Source organism: Caulobacter sp. AP07, from assembly GCF_000281955.1.
Taxonomy (GTDB): Bacteria; Pseudomonadota; Alphaproteobacteria; order Caulobacterales; family Caulobacteraceae; genus Caulobacter.
In genome coordinates, this window is record NZ_AKKF01000127.1 from 1 (window position 1) to 15,645 (window position 15,645).

Here is a 15,645-nt window from a genome sequence, read left to right on the forward strand (position 1 = left end):
TCGAGGATCTTGGCCAGTTCCTCATGGGTGTCGAACGAGAACGTCCGCACGCCGTGATCGAAATAGGCGGCCGAGATCGCCACGCGGCTTTTCACCGGGTGCATGAAGGCCATGCGCGAGCCGGGCGCGTGTTCGCTCACCAGCTCGATCTCGTTGAGCGAGGCGACGTCGAACGACCGGACGCCGGCGTCCACGAGTTCGCGGAGCACCCACGGCGAAGGATTGGCCTTCACCGCGTAAAAGACGTCGCCTTTGAATTCAGCCTGGAACCAGCGCGCCGCTACCGACACCGCGTCCGGTCGCACGAGTGCGACAGGACGTTCCGGTGACCGCTCACGGACCAGGTCCAGGGGTTCATGGTACGTGTGCAATTCACGTAGACCCCTGCAGAAGTTAAACCCAGCCGGCGTTAGCAGCGCTTATGAGGACTTCGGGTCCGCCGGAGCCGAGCGAAATAGGGGCAATGGACAGGGATGTAAAGTCCCTTGTGCGCCCCGCGACGAACGGCTCGCGGTTCAATGTTTTCGCGACGGGAAGGTTCCGGCGCGATTGAACCCCGAAGCGCGCCGCCGTGACGCGTTCCGGGGTTCTGGTCATTCAGGGTTGTCCGCCCGCCGGGCGTCGCGGCGGGTCGGACGCCTTCGGACTATTTCGCTTCGGAGGCCGCCTTGGCCGCCTGTTCGATCAGGGCGGCGACGACCGCCGGCTTGGAGACATAGACCGCGTGGCTGCCGGCCGCTTCGACGACGGTGGAGCCGGCGCGCTTGGCCATGGCGCGCTGGGCCGGGGGCGGGATCATCCTGTCGTCGGCGGCCACCAGGTACCAGCTGGGCTTGGCCTTCCAGGCCGGCTCGGTGACCGCGCCGGCCAGGGCCGCGACGCCCCGCGGAACCTGCGAGTCGGCCATGAAGGCGGCTTGCTCGGGGCCGACGTCGGCGGCGAACGACGCGGCGAACTTGGCCTTGTCGAGGAACAGGTAGCCGTCCTGGGGCGGCAGGATCGGCGGCACGGGCGCGCCCGGGACCGGGTTGGCGATCAGCGACGACACCGACTCGCCCTGGTCCGGCGCGAAGGCGGCGACATAGACCAGGCCCTTGACCTTGGGGTCGGCGCCGGCTTCGGAGACCACCACGCCGCCATAGGAATGGCCGACCAGGATCACCGGACCGCTGGTCGCGGCGATGGTGCGCCGGGTGACGGCCACGTCGTCGGCCAGCGAGGTGGTTGGGTTCTGGACGATGCTGACGGCGTAGCCGTCCTTCTTGAGGATCTTGTAGACGCCTTCCCAGCCCGAGCCGTCCACAAAGCCGCCGTGCACCAGCACGATGGTCTTCACCGGAGCGGCCGGTTCGGCCTGGGCGGGGACGGGGGCCGCCTGGGCCAGGGCGACGCCGGCGGCGAGCGACAGGGCGGCGGTCGAGGCGAGCAGGTTGCGGAACTTGGTCATGTCATGTCTCCCTTTGTCATTTGCGATAATGTTTATCGCGATAATGATATGGATAGGCGGGACTCGATGGCTTGTCCAGCAGTTTCTTATCGCGATATTCTTTTTTGTAATAAAAGATTGGGTGACGTCATAAAAGGTGCGGCGGCCGTGGCCGACCGGGCGGGCCCTGCGCGCCGAGACCGGGTGTCTGACGGACGCGCCGCCGCGGCGGTCGGGGATGAGCGTCGAGCAGATCGTCGCCCTCAACCAGCAGGTCCAGGCGTTGCGCGACGGCCTGGTTCGCAGGGCTGACGGCCAGCCGCCATCGTGGTTGTCCAGGCGGTTTGTTCCACCGGGCGTCACAAATCCATTGCGTCCGTGCCTCAAACCGACGAACGGATTTAACTGCGCCAGAAACCACGGTAAGGATTCGCCCCGACCATGATGTCGGACCCCGTTCTCTCGATCCGCGCCGCCTCCAAGACCTTCGGGTCGCGCCGGGCGCTGGACGCCGTTTCGCTCGACGTCGGTCGCGGCGAGATGATCGCGCTCATCGGCCCGTCGGGCTCGGGCAAATCCACCCTCCTGCGCTCGATCGATGGCCTGCAGACGGTTGATGCCCCCCCGGAAGGCAAGGAGGGCGAGGGCGTCATCACCGCGTTCGGCGGTCCGGTCCAGGCCAAGGGCAAGGTCAGCGACCAGGTGCGTAAGGCGCGCGTCCGCATCGGCTTCATCGCCCAGCAGTTCAACCTGGTCGGCCGGCTGAGCCTGTTCACCAACGTCGCCCTCGGGTCTCTGGGGCGGATCGGCACGGTGCGCGGCCTGCTGGGCGCCTGGCCGGCCGAGACCCGCAGCGCGGCCATGGCCGCCCTGCACCGGGTCGGGGTCGCCGACTACGCGGCCCAGCGCGCCAACACCCTGTCCGGCGGCCAGCAGCAGCGCGGGGCCATCGCCCGGGCCCTGGTCCAGAAGGCCAAGATCATCCTCGCCGACGAGCCGGTCGCCTCGCTCGACCCCGTTTCGGCGCGCAAGGTCATGGAGATCCTCCGTGATCTGAACAAGTCCGATGGCCTGACCGTCGTCGTCACCCTGCACCAGGTCGACTACGCCCTGCGCTATTGCGACCGGGTGGTGGCCCTGAAGGCCGGCAAGAAGGTCTATGACGGCCCGACCAGCGGCCTGGACCGTGACCAACTCATCGACATCTACGGCCCGGAATTCGAGGACGTATTCTGGGAAGGAGCTCCGCAATGACCAGCCCGCGTATGATCCATCGTCGTCTCATCGCCGGCCTTGGCCTGGCCGCCCTGCTGGCCCTGGCCGGCTGCGGCGAGAAGAAGACCGTGACGCCCGTCGCCAAGGACACGATCGTCTTCTCGATCCTGTCCACCGAGTCGGCCCAGAACATGGAGAGCTACTGGAAGCCCATCCTGGCCGACATGGAGGCGTCGACCGGCATGAAGGTGAAGCCGTTCTTCTCGTCCAACTATTCGTCGCTGATCGTCGCCATGGGCGCCAAGCAGACCGATGTCGGCTGGTTCTCCAACCAATCGGGCCTGGAAGCCGTGCGCCGCTCGGGCGGCGAGGTCTTCGCCCGCACCTTCGACCCGTCGGGCACCGACGGCTACAAGTCGGTGATCATCGTGCCGGCCGACAGCAAGCTGACCGTCGAGGGCCTGCTGAAGTGCGACAGGACCCTGAACTTCGGCATCGGCGACAAGAAGTCGACCTCGGGCACCCTGGCCCCGATGACCTACCTGTTCATCCCGGCCAACAAGAAGCCCGAGACCTGCTTCAAGGCCGTGCTCAGCGCCAGCCATGACGCCAACCTGTTCGCGGTGGCCAACCACAAACTGGACGCCTCGACCAACAACACCACGGCCCTGAAGCTCAACGCGTTCAAGGGCAGCGCCCAGGCCAGCAAGGTCAAGGTGATCTGGGAATCGCCGACCCTGCCGGAAGACCCGATCGTCTGGCGCAAGGACCTGGACCCGGTGATCAAGGAAAAGCTGCGCCAGTTCTTCCTGACCTACGGCCAGGGCGACACCCCGGCGGCGGCCCAGCAGCGCAAGAACCTCGAGCGCCTCAGCATGGGCGGCTTCAAGCCCGCCGACGACACCCACCTGCTGGTGGTGCGCGAGATGGAGGCGCTGGAGAACGTCGGCCTGGCCCGCGAAGCCGGCGACCCGGCCAAGCTGGCGGCGGCCGAGAAGGTCCTGGCCGGCATCAAGGCCGAGCGCGTGGCCGCCGAGGGCAAGGCCGGCCTCGCCGCGCCGGTCAACTGACGACGCGATGCCCGCGCCAGCGATGACCGCCGTCCCGCCGCCGCCCAGCCGGCCGATCTCGGCCCGGGCCTTCGACCTCCTGCTGTGGGGCGGGGTGATCGCCCTGCTCGTGGTCAGCTTCAGGCCGGCCGAGATCGACAAGTTTCCGCAACTGTTCACCGAAGCCAGCAAGATGCGCGGCTTCGCCAGCGGCTTCTTCTCGCCGTTCGTCGACCGCCAGGCGTTCCTGGCCGCCGACTGGCCGCTCTATATCGGCAAGATGTGGCAGACGATCCAGATGGCGCTGTGGGGCACGGCCCTGGCCATCGTCGTCGCCATCCCCCTGGGCCTGCTGGGCGCGCGCAACATCAGCCCGTGGTGGATCCAGCAGCCCGTCCGCCGGCTGCTCGACCTGATCCGCTCGCTGCCCGACCTGGTGGTGGCGCTGATCTTCATCACCGCCGTCGGCCTGGGCCCCTTCGCCGGGGTCATGGCCCTGACGTTCAACACCGGCGGCGTGCTGGCCAAGCTGTTCGCCGAGGCGGTGGAGTCGATCGACAAGGGGCCCGTCGAGGGCGTGCGGGCCACCGGCGCGATCAAGCTGCAGGAGATCGTCTGGGGGGTGATCCCGCAGGTCGCGCCGCTGTGGACCAGCTATGCGCTCTACCGTTTCGAATCCAGCAGCCGCTCGGCCACGGTGCTGGGGCTGATCGGGGCTGGCGGCGTGGGCCAGGTGCTGCTCGATTCGATCAACGGCTTCCAGTACGACCAGACCGGCTGCATCGTCCTGGTCATCGTGGTGGCCGTTTCGCTGATCGACCTGCTGTCGCAGATCATCCGCACACGTCTGCTCTGAAGTCGACTCATGTGTCCTTCGGGCCACAATTAAGACCTTGAAAAGGCTTGTCATCAGTCTGTCATCAAAGGGTGGCGGAACCGTCACGGGACCCCCGTAAAGCGCTCCTACCTGATCCGGACGAACGGACAGGGGGCAAAGCCTAAGGGGAATTCTCAAATGCGGATCAAGACCTCGCTGGTCAGCGGCGCGGCGCTGGGCGTCATGCTCGCCTGCGGCCTCGGCGTCGCGGCTCACGCGCAAGACAACACGACCGCCTGGAAGGGCGCGCCGCAGTGGAGCAACGACGACGTCTACTTCAAGGTCCGCGGTCGGATCCTGCTCGACGCCGTGTTCCAGGACGTCAAGCGCGACGGCCCCGGCGGCGACTTCGACACCCGCAACGTCCGCGGCCGCCAGGTCTTCCTCGGCGTCGAGGGCAAGCTGAACAACTACGTGGCCTACAAGGCCGAAGGCGGCGCGGTGAACGGCGGGGCCTGGGCCTGGGATGACGTCGTCATCGAGGTCAAGCCGACCGAAGCCACCAGCATCCTGTTCGGCAACATCAAGGTCGCCGGCCTCGAGAACCTGACCTCGACCCGCTTCACCACCTTCATGGACCGCGGTCCGTACGGTGACTTCGGCGTCGACAGCTACCAGCTGGGCGTGGTCGGCAAGTATCAAGGCCCCAACTACAGCTTCACTGGCGGCGTCCAGGGCGGCAGCATCAACAACGCCGACGTGGCGGTCGGCGCCAACGCCGACTCCAAGGAACGTCTGGTCATCACCGGTCGCGCCCACTGGGCGCCGATCGTCACCGACACCGACAAGGTCCACGTGGCGGCCTCGTACCGCTACCGCAACCGCGGCGACGAAGGCGCCTTCGCCTATACCGGCCGCACCAACACCGCCTACACCAACGGCACGACCTTCTACACCACCGGCGGCATCGGCAACCGCGACAACACCATCGCCGTCGAAGGCGCCTGGGTACACGGGCCGTTCTCGTTCCAGGGCGAATATTCGAACATCGACGTGACCCGCGCGGGCACGGCCGGCAGCGACCCGACCATCAAGGTCGGTTACGCCTTCGTCAGCTTCTGGCCGACGGGCGAGACCCGCAACTACGATCCGGTCGCCGGCGAGTTCAAGCGTCCGAAGATCCTCAACCCGATCACGGCCGGCGGCTTCGGCGGCGTGGAACTGGCTCTGCGCTACGACTTCGCCGACCTGAAGGACGCCTACGACACCCTGAACGTGAAGCCGGCCACGTCGCAGGCCGGCGAGTACACCGGCTGGACCCTGGGCGTGAACTACTACCCGACCGCCTATGTCCGCTTCCAGGCCAACTACACCGACGGCAAGTCGGACAACATCGGCCTGAACCAGGACTACGACGTCAAGCAATTCCAGCTGCGCGCGCAACTGGACTTCTAAGACCCACGGCCCGGTCGCCATCCGGCGACCGGGCCGTTTCGCCATTATCCAAAGCTCTCGAGACTTCCAGGAGTCCTCCATGAAAAAGCTGCTTTCCTGCGCGGCCGCCGCCGTCGCCCTGTCGGGCCTCGCCGCCGCCCCCGCCCACGCCGCCCGTGACTACGTCTGGGCCGCCGGTTCCTCGACCGTCTTCCCGTTCGCCACCCGCACCGCCGAGAACTTCGCCAAGAAGACCGGCAAGAAGGCTCCGAAGGTCGAAAGCCTCGGCACCGGCGGCGGCATCAAGCTGTTCTGCTCGGGCACGGGCGAAGGCTTCCCCGACATCGCCAACGCCTCGCGTCCGATGAAGAAGTCCGAGTTCGACGCCTGCGCCGCCAAGGGCGTCAAGGACATCGTCCAGATCAAGGTCGGCTTCGACGGCATCGTCGTGGCCACCGACAAGGACGGCGCCGACTACAACTTCAAGACCGAGCACCTGTATCTGGGCCTGGCCAAGCAAGTCCTGAAGGGCGGCCAGTTCGTGGCCAACCCCTACAAGACCTGGGACGAGATCGGTTCGGGCCTGCCGGGCAACCGCATCAACGTCTACGGCCCGCCGCCCACCTCGGGCACCCGCGACGCCTTCGTGGAACTGGCCATCGAGGCCGGCGCCCGCAAGTTCCCGACCGCCGACGCCCTGCGCTCGGACAACGAAAAGAAGTTCAAGCAACTGGTCGACCCGCTGCGTAACGACGGCTGGATCGACGCCGGCGAGAACGACAACGCCATCGTCGGCACCCTGACCAAGACCCCCGGCTCGCTGGGCGTCTTCGGCTGGTCCTACCTCGAAGAGAACATGGACAAGATCAAGGGCGCCTCGGTCAACGGCGTGCGTCCTTCGGCCCAGACGATCGCCGACGGCTCCTACCCGCTGTCGCGCTCGCTGTTCATCTACGTCAAGAAGGCCAACATCGGCGTGACGCCGGGCCTGGCCGAGTTCCTGACCGAGTTCACCTCCGACGCGGCCAGCGGCCGCGGCGGCTACCTGCAAGGCCGCGGCCTGATCCCGCTGCCCCCCGGCCAGCACGACGCTCAGAAGGGCGTCGCCGCCAGCAAGACGACGATGGCCCGTCCGGCCTCGTAAGATCTGACCTCAGCGAGGCTTTCGGCCCCGCGAACGAGACGACGCCGCGGTCCCTAGTGGGCCGCGGCGTTTTCTTTTGTATAGTGGCCGGACGGACGGTCCCTTCGGACCTGCTCCGTTTGGCCGTGGCCGCTCCGGCGCCGCGCTGACCCTGAAGGGCCATGATCCTCCTCGCGCTCGCCGTCGTCTTTCTCCTCGTTCTGCTGAACGGGGTGTTCTCCATGTCCGAACTGGCGGTGGTCTCCGCCCGCCGCGCCCGGCTCCAGACCTTCGCTGACCGGGGCGACAAGGGCGCCAAGCTGGCCCTGGCCATGGCCGAGCACCCGACCCGGTTCCTGTCGGCCGTCCAGGTGGGCATCACCCTGATCGGTATCCTGGCCGGCGCCTACGGCCAGGCCACCATCGCCGGAGCCCTGGACAAGTATCTCGAGCCGTTCCCGGTGATCGGGACCCATTCCGAGGCCATCGCCACCACCGTGGTGGTCATCGGCCTGACCTATGTTTCGGTGATCCTCGGCGAGTTGGTGCCCAAGCGCCTGGCCCTGCTGTTCCCCGACGCCATCGCCCGCCGCATGGCGCCGTTCCTGGCCGCGGTGGCCACGGTGCTGCGGCCGTTCGTGACCCTGCTGACCGCTTCGACCGCCGCCATCCTCAAGCTGCTGGGGGTGCGCGACGAGCGCACCAACGACATGACCGCCGAGGAGGTCGAGACGGTGCTGGCCGAGGGGGCCGACGCCGGCCTGATCGAGCCCGAGGAGCGGGCGATGATCAACGAGGTCCTGCGCCTGGGCGACCGCCCGGTGCGGGTGGCCATGACCCCGCGCCGCGACCTGTTCTGGATCTCCCTGGCCGACAGCCAGGAGCAGATCCTGGCCGAGATCCGCGCCTGCCCCTATTCGCGCATCGTGGTGGCCAGCGAGGACGACCTGGACGGCGACATCGGGGTGATCCTCAAGAAGGACCTGCTGGACGCCTGCCTGGCCGGCGACACCATCGACATCAAGAGCCACGTCCAGCAACCGATCGCCATTCCCGAGACCATGTCGCTGCTGCGGGCCATGGCGGTGTTCAAGCAGACGCCGCTGCACATGGCCCTGGTGGTCGACGAGTTCGGCTCGATCCAGGGGGTGATCACTCCGCTGGACCTGCTGGAGATGATCGCCGGCGACTTCCCCGAGAGCCACGACGAGGTCGACACCCGCATCCTGCGCCGCGAGGACGGCTCCTGGCTGGTCGACGCCCGCCTCGACATCCAGGAGCTCAACGACGCCCTGGGCGAGAACTTCGAGGCCGAGGGCGGCTACCACACCGTGGCCGGCCTGATCCTCGACCGCCTGGGCCGCATCCCCCGCGAGGGCGAGATCGTCGCCCTGGGCGGGTTCGACGTCGAGGTCGTCGACATGGACGGCTCGCGGATCGACAAGCTGATCCTGCGGTGCGTGCCGAAGGGGGAGTAGGGGAGGCGGGATCCGCCTACGCGCCACGCCGCGAAGCTGCTAACACCGCCCCATGCTGACCGATCCCCTGTTCTACGCCGTCGCCATTCCGGCCGTCATCCTGCTGGGCCTGGCCAAGGGCGGGTTCGCGGGGATCGGAGTGGTGGCGGTGCCGATGATGGCGCTGGTCGTCTCGCCGGTGCTGGCCGCCGCGATCACCCTGCCGATCCTGCTGGCCCAGGACGTGGTCAGCGTCTGGGCGTTCCGCAAGACGTGGGACAAGGGCCTGCTGGTGCTGATGCTGCCGGCCGCGGCGGTGGGCATCTTCCTGGGGTGGGCGCTGGCGGCCCGGGTCTCGGTGTCGGCGGTCGAGCTGGCGATCGGCGTGATCTCGATCGCCTTCTCGCTGCAGCGGCTGTGGGCCGAGCGAGCGGTGAAGGCCGCCGACGCGATCGCCGCCGGTCCGGCCCGGCCGTGGCTGGGCGCCCTGTGCGGCATGGTCGCCGGCTTCACCAGCCAGGTCGCCCACGCCGGCGGCCCGCCGTTCCAGATCTATGTGCTGCCGCGCCGCCTGCCGCGTGACGTGTTCATCGGCACCAGCGCGATCTTCTTCGCCACGGTCAACTGGATGAAGGTGCCGGCCTATGCGGCCCTGGGCCAGTTCACCCGCCAGACCCTGACCACCGCCGCCGTCCTGCTGCCCCTGGCCCTGGCCTCGACCTGGGCCGGGGTGTGGCTGGTGCGACGCGTGCCGGCCGAGGGCTTCTACAAGGTCATCTACGTCCTGCTGATCGCCGTCGGCGGCAAGCTGGCCTGGGACGGGGCGCGCGGCCTGCTGGGCTAGGGCGGCCCTCCGCGTCCTTCGCCGTGCTGGCCCTTCTCGCGCCACGATGACGCGGTTTATATGTCATCGATTGCGCGTACAGTGGGCGGGACATGACAGAGACCACCGGCAACCTTCCGACCCCGATCGTCCCGGCGACCGTGGCGGCCACGCACTACCCGACGCCCGGCGCCAAGTGCGCTGACCTGGTGGTTCACTTGGCGGGTCTGGCCTGCGCCCTGCTGGGCGGCGGCATCCTGCTGGGCCTGGCCTTCGGCCTGGGCTCGCTGAGCCAGGTGGCGGCCATCGCGGTCTATACCGTCGGCCTGATCACCATGCTGTCGCTGTCGACCGCCTACAACTTCTCCAAGGCCCGCTGGCGGCCGCTGCTGCGGCGCTTCGACCATGCCGGCATCTTCATCATGATCGCCGCCTCCTACACCCCGTTCACCACCCAGAACCTGTCGGGCTGGTGGGCGATCGGCATGACCTCGGCGGTCTGGACGGTGGCCGGGATCGGCGTGGCGGCCAAGCTGTTCCTGCCGGGCCTGGACAAGCGCTTCTGGGTCGGCCTGTACCTGGCGCTGGGCTGGCTGGTCCTGGTGGCCATCAAGCCGATGATCGACGGCATGGGCTGGGTGGCCCTGCTGCTGCTGGCGATCGGCGGGGTGATCTATTCGACGGGCACGGTGTTCTATCTGATGCAACGGCTGAAGTTCCGGCGGGCGATCTGGCACGGTCATGTGATCGGCGGCGCCAGCCTGCACTACGCCGCCGTCCTGGTCGGGGTGGTCCTGGCCTCGACCGGGCGTTCCTGAGCCCGCCTTGAACACGCCGCCGGACCCCAGGAAGAGCGTCCAGACCTTCTTTCGAGACCGTGCGACCCAGGCCCAGCGCGGCAAGCGGCTGACCGCCCCGCCGGTCGAGATCCCGGCCGAGGCGGTCGGTTTCCCCGGCGTGCGCCTCAGCGTCGACGAGGCCGACGCCGCCCTGCGCCAGGTCGCCGACCGCCTGGCCCCCACGCGCTCGCTGCTGGGCCGCGACGGCTTCAACATCCTGGCCCTGTCGGGCGGCGCAGCCGGCGGCGCCTTCGGGGCCGGGGCGCTGATCGGGCTGACCCGGGCCGGCAGCCGTCCGGACTTCGCCATCGTCACCGGGGTCAGCACCGGGGCGCTGATCGCCCCCCTGGCCTTCCTCGGCTCCGACTGGGACGACCGCCTGGCCGACGCCTATGTCGGCGGCCACGCCGCCGAGCTGCTCAGCCTCAGGCGGCTGGGACCGGCCCTGGGGCCCAGCCTGTTCCGCGGCGAGTCGCTCGACGGCCTGGTCGGCCCGTTCGTCGACGCGGCGATGATCGAGGCCGTCGCCCATGAGCACGCCAAGGGCCGGCGGCTGCTGATCGCCACCACCAACCTCGACAGCCAGAAGGCCACCATCTGGGACATGGGCGCGATCGCCACCCAGGGCGGCGAGGCGGCCGTGAAGCTGTTCCGCGACGTGCTGGTGGCCTCGGCCACCTTGCCGGGCCTGTTCCCGCCCAAGCTGTTCGACGTCGAGATCCCCGACGGCGAGGGCGGCATGGTCCGCCACCAGGAAATGCACGTCGACGGCGGCGTCTCGGCGCCGTTGTTCCTGATGCCCGACGCCCTGCTGCGCTGGCGCGACCTGGGCCAGCGCCTGCGGCGCGGGCGGGTCTATGTGATCGTCAACACCGTGCTGGACGCCTCGCCCCGCACCACCCCGACCGGCGTGACCTCGATCATGGGGCGCAGCTTCGAGACCATGCTGCGGTTCTCCTACCGCCAGGCGCTCAGCCTGGCGGCCGGGTTCTGCGCGCGCCACAACCTGCCGCTCTGCGTGGCCTCGATCCCGACCAGCTTCGACGGCTTCAGCATGATGAAGTTCGAGACCGCCAGCATGCGGCGCACCTTCGACGACGCCGTGGACCTGGCGATGGCCGGCCAGCTGTGGACCACCCCGATCGAGCCCGAGCCCCTGTGGCGCCACCTGTTCCGCCGCCAGAACGGCCCGAACGGCGGCCGGCGCGAGACCTCGGTCTCGCCGATCGAGCCGGGGCTGGATATTCCTTAAGCGCTCTTCTTCAGATAGCGGGCGCGCAGCTTGTCGACGTTCGGCGGGTCGGCGCGGAAGTCGGACGCCAGGCCCAGGCGGGCGTTGCACGACGGGCAGCGCACCGAGTCCTCGTCGGCCAGGTCGGCCGGCGGATCGAAGCGCGTGCCGCACGGCTTGCACTTGAAGTCGCCGACGGCCGGTGGCGGCGGGGGGGGCGGCTCGGGGATCACGCGCCGGGCCGGGCGCTGGATGCGCTCGAGCGGCGGCGGGCCTCCAGGCGCGGCGACGCCGCTCTTGAGGCTCAGGATCTTGCGGCGAGGGGGCTCGCTATCGCTCATGACGGTCGATGGCTCGGTGAAGGACGGCCGCTAGCTGCATGATCTAGCCCCGAAACTCAAGCCTTTCGGCTACCAGTGCGGCTTCAGGCTGAAGGTCATGGCCACCATCTCGTCCTTCTGGCTGGCCATGCCCATGATCTGGTCCTTGGCTTTGATCTTGCGGTGCACATAGCCGAACGAGGCCTGCATGGCGCCCTTGCGCCAGGCCAATCCGGCCTGGCCGTCGCCGATCAGCTTGCTGTTGTTGTCGGCGGTGAACCCGGCGCGGCTCCAGTCGCCGTCCTGGCTGCGCAGCATGTTGAGGCCCACGGCCTGGCCGCTGGCGGCGGCGAACACGTACCAGCGCCCGCGGTTGCCGAAAGCGCGTCCGTCGCCGACTCCCAGTGAGCTGACGACGCGATCTTCCATGCTCTTCTTGCCGAACCGCACCGTGGCCCCGGCCTCGGCCGTGCCGCCCGCGCCGCCGAAGCCGAGCCCGGCGTGCGGCGTGACGTCCAGGGCGTACTTGCCGCTGGTGAGCTGCAACGCGGCGGGCCAGCCACGGGTCACCGTGACGTCGACGTCGCGATCATCGAAACTGTTCTCGTCGGGCCGGACCATGGACAGCGGACGAGTTTGGCCGCCCCGCGCCACGCTGGCCACCGACACCCGCACGGAATCGACCGCGTGGGTGCCCTGGCCGACGACGAAGGCGTTGGAGCGCCAGGTGACGGGGTCGTGGCCCTGGTAATAGCGATCGGCGTCCAGCAGCTTGGCGTCGCCATAGGCGCCGGCCGGCGAGAGCGCGAAGCTGGGATCGGCGGTTCGTGTCGCCACGGTCCGCGGGGCCGCGGAAAAACCGATCGAAACCGGGCGGACGTCGCGGACACTGAGGTCGACGGTCTTGCCCTGGCTCATGTCGACGGTGAAGTTCGGTGTCGCGGTGGCCTTGCGCCGGGCCTCGGAAGACCTATTTGAAGTTTCGGCCGCCTTGACGGCCTTTGGCGACGTCGGTCGAGCGTACGCAGGGGCGCAGATCGTCGCGCCCAGACTCAAACTCGCGGCGAATATCGCCAAGCTACGCATACGGACCCCTCAGTCCCAATCCCCACAAGGAGCCTACCCGCAATCTGGGCGGCGTCCATGGGGCAAATCCCCTCATCATCAACAATTCATAAGGGGCCTGGTTCCGAACGCGAAACGGCGGCGCGATGTGCTCGCGCCGCCGTTCGGTCTTAGACGCTGGACGCCTGATTTACTGGCAGGCCAGGCATTCCTCGTAGTCGGTCTTGTCCGGCGCGTCGAAGCCGTTGGCGGGGCCCGCCAGGGCGACGTCGGAGCCGGCGTAGGACGCCCGCTGCACCGACTTGGAGCGCAGGTAGTAGAGCGACTTCACGCCGCGCTCCCAGGCCTGCCAGTGCAGCATGTGCAGGTCCCATTTGTCGACGTCGCCGGGCAGGAAGATGTTCACCGACTGGCTCTGGCAGATTTCCGGCGTGCGGTCGGCGGCCAGCTCGACCACCCAGCGCTGATCCAGCTCGAAGGCGGTCTTGTAGACGTCCTTGTCGTCCTGGCTGAGGAAGTCCAGGTGCTGGACCGAGCCCTCGTTCTCCAGGATCGAACCCCAGACGGCGTCGGTGTTCTGGCCCTTCTCGACGAGCAGCTGCTCCAGATAGGGGTTCTTCACCGCGAACGAGCCCGACAGGGTCTTGTGGGTGTAGATGTTGGCCGGGATCGGCTCGATGCCGGCCGAGGTGCCGCCGCAGATGATCGAGATCGAGGCGGTCGGGGCGATGGCCAGCTTGTGCGAGAAGCGCTCCATCGAGCCGCGCTCGGCGGCGTCCGGGCACGGACCCTTCTCTTCGCCCAGGGCGATGCTGGCCTTGTCGGCCTCGCGGCGCAGGTGCTTGAACATCCGCATGTTCCAGCTCTTGGCCAGGGCGCTCTCGAACGGCACGTTCTGGCTTTGCAGGAAGCTGTGGAAGCCCATCAGGCCCAGGCCCACCGAACGCTCGCGCATGGCGGCGTAGGCGGCCGCCTTGGCCGGCTCCGGGGCGCGGTCGATGAAGTCCTGCAGGACGTTGTCGAGGAAGCGCATGATGTCCTCGATGAACATCGGGTGGTCGCGCCACTCCATGAAGGTCTCGGCATTGACCGACGACAGGCAGCAGACCGCGGTGCGGTCGTTGCCCAGGTGGTCCAGGCCGGTGTGCAGCATGATCTCGCTGCACAGGTTCGACTGGCGCACCGACAGGCCCAGCTCCTGCTGGTGCTTGGGCATGGCGCGGTTCACGGTGTCGGAGAAGATCAGGTAGGGCTCGCCGGTCTGCAGGCGCAGCTCCAGCACCTTCTGCCACAGATTGCGGGCGTCGACCTCGCGGACCACTTCGCCGGTCTTGGGCGAGCGCAGGCCGAACTTCTGGCCGTCGCGCACGGCGTGCATGAAGGCGTCGGTGATCGAGATGCCGTGGTGCAGGTTCAGGGACTTGCGGTTGAAGTCGCCCGACGGCTTGCGGATCTCGAGGAACTCCTCGATCTCGGGGTGGTGGATGTCGAGATAGACCGCCGCCGAGCCGCGGCGCAGGCTGCCTTGGCTGATCGCCAGGGTCAGGCTGTCCATCACGCGGATGAAGGGGATGATGCCGCTGGTCTGGCCCTGGCCCTTGACCTTCTCGCCGATCGACCGGACGCCGCCCCAGTAGGTGCCGATGCCGCCGCCGTTGGCCGCCAGCCAGACGTTCTCGTTCCAGACGCCCAGGATGCCGTCCAGGCTGTCGGAGACCGAGTTGAGGAAGCAGCTGATCGGCAGGCCGCGCTCGGCGCCGCCGTTGCTGAGCACCGGGGTCGAGGGCATGAACCACAGCTGGCTCATATAGTCGTAGACGCGCTGGGCGTGGTCGGCGTCGTCGGCGAAGGCGGTCGACACGCGGGCGAACATGTCCTGGTAGGACTCGCCCGGCAGCAGGTATCGGTCTTCCAGGGTGGTCTTGCCGAAATCGGTCAGCAGGGCGTCGCGCGAGCGATCGACCTCGACCTTGCGCACCAGGGCCAGCTTCGGGCGCTCGGCCTTCATGCCGCTGGTGCGGGCCTCGGGGAGCGCAGTCTTCGCCGCTTCACTGCCGGTCATGATCAAAATCCATAATCAATCAGCGTGTTCCGGAGAAGGGAACGCCCCGTCCAGCCGCTACATCTTGTGGCCGAGGAGCCCCCTCAGCCCACATATGGGGCCACAGTGGCTAATGACTCGTCAACGGCGAGATGGCGCTTAACGCTGAGTTTTTTCTTAACAACCTGTGAACGAACCTCGTCGTCTGTCGAGATGCTGGGCAGGATCAAAGGGTTGCCTCGCCTCGGCGAACGGGGCCGCGACGGTCCGTCGCAGGCCACAAAGAAGTGATCCGCTGGCGGAGTGGAATCCGACGGAACGCTGGTCTCCCAAACACCTCCAACATGTAGGGCGTTTTCGAGCGAAGGGGATACCGGTTCGCGTGAGGGAAATGCGCCAAGACAAAAGGCCAGAGCGCCCGGCCCGATGCGATCGGGCCGGGCGCTCTGGGGACTCGGGGCCGTCAATTCCGGATTCGGCGCCAAAGAAAAGGGCCCGGCGTCGCCGCCGGGCCCTCAACTCAGGTCGTGATCGCGATCTTAGAAGTTGATCGAGATCGTGGAACGGCGGTTCAGCGGTTCCTTCACGCCATCGCCCGTGGCGACGGCGGGAGCGCTTTCGCCCTTCCAGTCGACGGCCAGGGTGTCAGCGGCGACGCCGGCGCCAACCAGCGCGTCGGCGACGGCCTTGGCGCGACGCTCCGACAGGCGGGCGTTGTACTTCGGCGAACCCGAGGTGTCGGTGTGACCGACGACCACCAGCTTCGTGGCGTGACCCGAAGTCGCGTAGTTCGCGGCTTCCGAAA

At 68.0% G+C, this 15,645-nt stretch carries 14 protein-coding genes and 1 pseudogene; 9 read left to right on the plus strand and 6 right to left on the minus strand.

Annotated elements, in window-relative coordinates; translation table 11 throughout:
* Together PMI01_RS08175 and PMI01_RS08180 are read right to left on the minus strand one after the other, a co-directional pair.
* A pseudogene (locus tag PMI01_RS08175) lies at positions 1–371 on the minus strand (type III PLP-dependent enzyme); the annotation flags it as partial.
* A gap of 275 nt (positions 372–646) precedes the next feature.
* Positions 647–1,447, minus strand: coding sequence for an alpha/beta hydrolase (locus PMI01_RS08180; RefSeq protein WP_007666656.1), 801 nt, complete (start codon positions 1,445–1,447; stop codon positions 647–649).
* Between the two features lie 420 nt (positions 1,448–1,867).
* On the opposite strand from PMI01_RS08180, the gene phnC reads away from it, so the two are divergent.
* From phnC to PMI01_RS08225, 9 genes are all read left to right on the plus strand, one after another.
* Positions 1,868–2,680, plus strand: a complete 813-nt coding sequence (gene phnC, locus PMI01_RS08185) for a phosphonate ABC transporter ATP-binding protein (RefSeq protein ID WP_007666658.1) — start codon at positions 1,868–1,870, stop codon at positions 2,678–2,680.
* A gap of 11 nt (positions 2,681–2,691) precedes the next feature.
* Positions 2,692–3,711, plus strand: coding sequence for a phosphate/phosphite/phosphonate ABC transporter substrate-binding protein (gene phnD, locus PMI01_RS08190; protein ID WP_035035354.1), 1,020 nt, complete (start codon positions 2,692–2,694; stop codon positions 3,709–3,711).
* A gap of 7 nt (positions 3,712–3,718) precedes the next feature.
* A complete protein-coding gene (phnE, locus tag PMI01_RS08195) occupies positions 3,719–4,546 on the plus strand; it encodes a phosphonate ABC transporter, permease protein PhnE (protein WP_035035348.1) in 828 nt (275 codons plus the stop codon).
* Between the two features lie 159 nt (positions 4,547–4,705).
* Positions 4,706–5,962 carry an OprO/OprP family phosphate-selective porin gene (locus tag PMI01_RS08200; RefSeq protein ID WP_007666666.1) on the plus strand — a complete coding sequence of 419 codons (1,257 nt, stop codon included), beginning with the start codon at positions 4,706–4,708 and terminating at the stop codon, positions 5,960–5,962.
* A gap of 79 nt (positions 5,963–6,041) precedes the next feature.
* Positions 6,042–7,085 (plus strand): substrate-binding domain-containing protein, encoded by a 1,044-nt coding sequence (locus PMI01_RS08205; RefSeq protein ID WP_007666668.1) that lies wholly within the window; start codon positions 6,042–6,044, stop codon positions 7,083–7,085.
* Between the two features lie 161 nt (positions 7,086–7,246).
* A complete protein-coding gene (locus PMI01_RS08210) occupies positions 7,247–8,542 on the plus strand; it encodes a hemolysin family protein (protein ID WP_007666670.1) in 1,296 nt (431 codons plus the stop codon).
* Between the two features lie 52 nt (positions 8,543–8,594).
* A complete protein-coding gene (locus PMI01_RS08215; RefSeq protein ID WP_007666672.1) occupies positions 8,595–9,365 on the plus strand; it encodes a sulfite exporter TauE/SafE family protein in 771 nt (256 codons plus the stop codon).
* Positions 9,366–9,457: 92 nt separating this feature from the next.
* Complete coding sequence (locus tag PMI01_RS08220) at positions 9,458–10,162, plus strand: PAQR family membrane homeostasis protein TrhA (protein WP_007666674.1); 705 nt, start codon at positions 9,458–9,460, stop codon at positions 10,160–10,162.
* Positions 10,163–10,169: 7 nt separating this feature from the next.
* Positions 10,170–11,435: a patatin-like phospholipase family protein gene (locus tag PMI01_RS08225; RefSeq protein WP_007666678.1), complete on the plus strand. Its 1,266-nt coding sequence runs from the start codon at positions 10,170–10,172 to the stop codon at positions 11,433–11,435.
* Here PMI01_RS08225 and PMI01_RS08230 read toward each other — a convergent pair.
* The 4 genes from PMI01_RS08230 to PMI01_RS08245 form a co-directional block, all read right to left on the minus strand.
* Positions 11,432–11,755, minus strand: a complete 324-nt coding sequence (locus tag PMI01_RS08230; RefSeq protein ID WP_007666681.1) for a hypothetical protein — start codon at positions 11,753–11,755, stop codon at positions 11,432–11,434. The two genes, PMI01_RS08225 and PMI01_RS08230, sit on opposite strands and share 4 nt — an antisense overlap.
* Positions 11,756–11,824: 69 nt before the next feature.
* Entirely contained in the window at positions 11,825–12,820 is a 996-nt protein-coding gene (locus PMI01_RS08235; RefSeq protein WP_007666684.1) for a lipid A-modifier LpxR family protein, read from the minus strand.
* Between the two features lie 169 nt (positions 12,821–12,989).
* Positions 12,990–14,867 (minus strand): ribonucleoside-diphosphate reductase subunit alpha, encoded by a 1,878-nt coding sequence (locus tag PMI01_RS08240; RefSeq protein ID WP_085954849.1) that lies wholly within the window; start codon positions 14,865–14,867, stop codon positions 12,990–12,992.
* A gap of 512 nt (positions 14,868–15,379) precedes the next feature.
* Positions 15,380–15,645: OmpA family protein (locus PMI01_RS08245; RefSeq protein WP_007666690.1), on the minus strand; the 266-nt coding region annotated here is incomplete at its 5' end.

Bases quoted from the DNA above. Each gene is read 5' to 3' on its own strand.
- PMI01_RS08215 (WP_007666672.1), top strand. From the start codon at position 8,595: ATGCTGACCGATCCCCTGTTCTACGCCGTCGCCATTCCGGCCGTCATC.
- phnD (WP_035035354.1), top strand. From the start codon at position 2,692: ATGATCCATCGTCGTCTCATCGCCGGCCTTGGCCTGGCCGCCCTGCTG.
- phnE (WP_035035348.1), top strand. From the start codon at position 3,719: ATGCCCGCGCCAGCGATGACCGCCGTCCCGCCGCCGCCCAGCCGGCCG.
- PMI01_RS08210 (WP_007666670.1), top strand. From the start codon at position 7,247: ATGATCCTCCTCGCGCTCGCCGTCGTCTTTCTCCTCGTTCTGCTGAAC.
- PMI01_RS08205 (WP_007666668.1), top strand. From the start codon at position 6,042: ATGAAAAAGCTGCTTTCCTGCGCGGCCGCCGCCGTCGCCCTGTCGGGC.
- PMI01_RS08200 (WP_007666666.1), top strand. From the start codon at position 4,706: ATGCGGATCAAGACCTCGCTGGTCAGCGGCGCGGCGCTGGGCGTCATG.
- phnC (WP_007666658.1), top strand. From the start codon at position 1,868: ATGATGTCGGACCCCGTTCTCTCGATCCGCGCCGCCTCCAAGACCTTC.
- PMI01_RS08230 (WP_007666681.1), bottom strand. From the start codon at position 11,755: ATGAGCGATAGCGAGCCCCCTCGCCGCAAGATCCTGAGCCTCAAGAGC.
- PMI01_RS08220 (WP_007666674.1), top strand. From the start codon at position 9,458: ATGACAGAGACCACCGGCAACCTTCCGACCCCGATCGTCCCGGCGACC.
- PMI01_RS08180 (WP_007666656.1), bottom strand. From the start codon at position 1,447: ATGACCAAGTTCCGCAACCTGCTCGCCTCGACCGCCGCCCTGTCGCTC.
- PMI01_RS08235 (WP_007666684.1), bottom strand. From the start codon at position 12,820: ATGCGTAGCTTGGCGATATTCGCCGCGAGTTTGAGTCTGGGCGCGACG.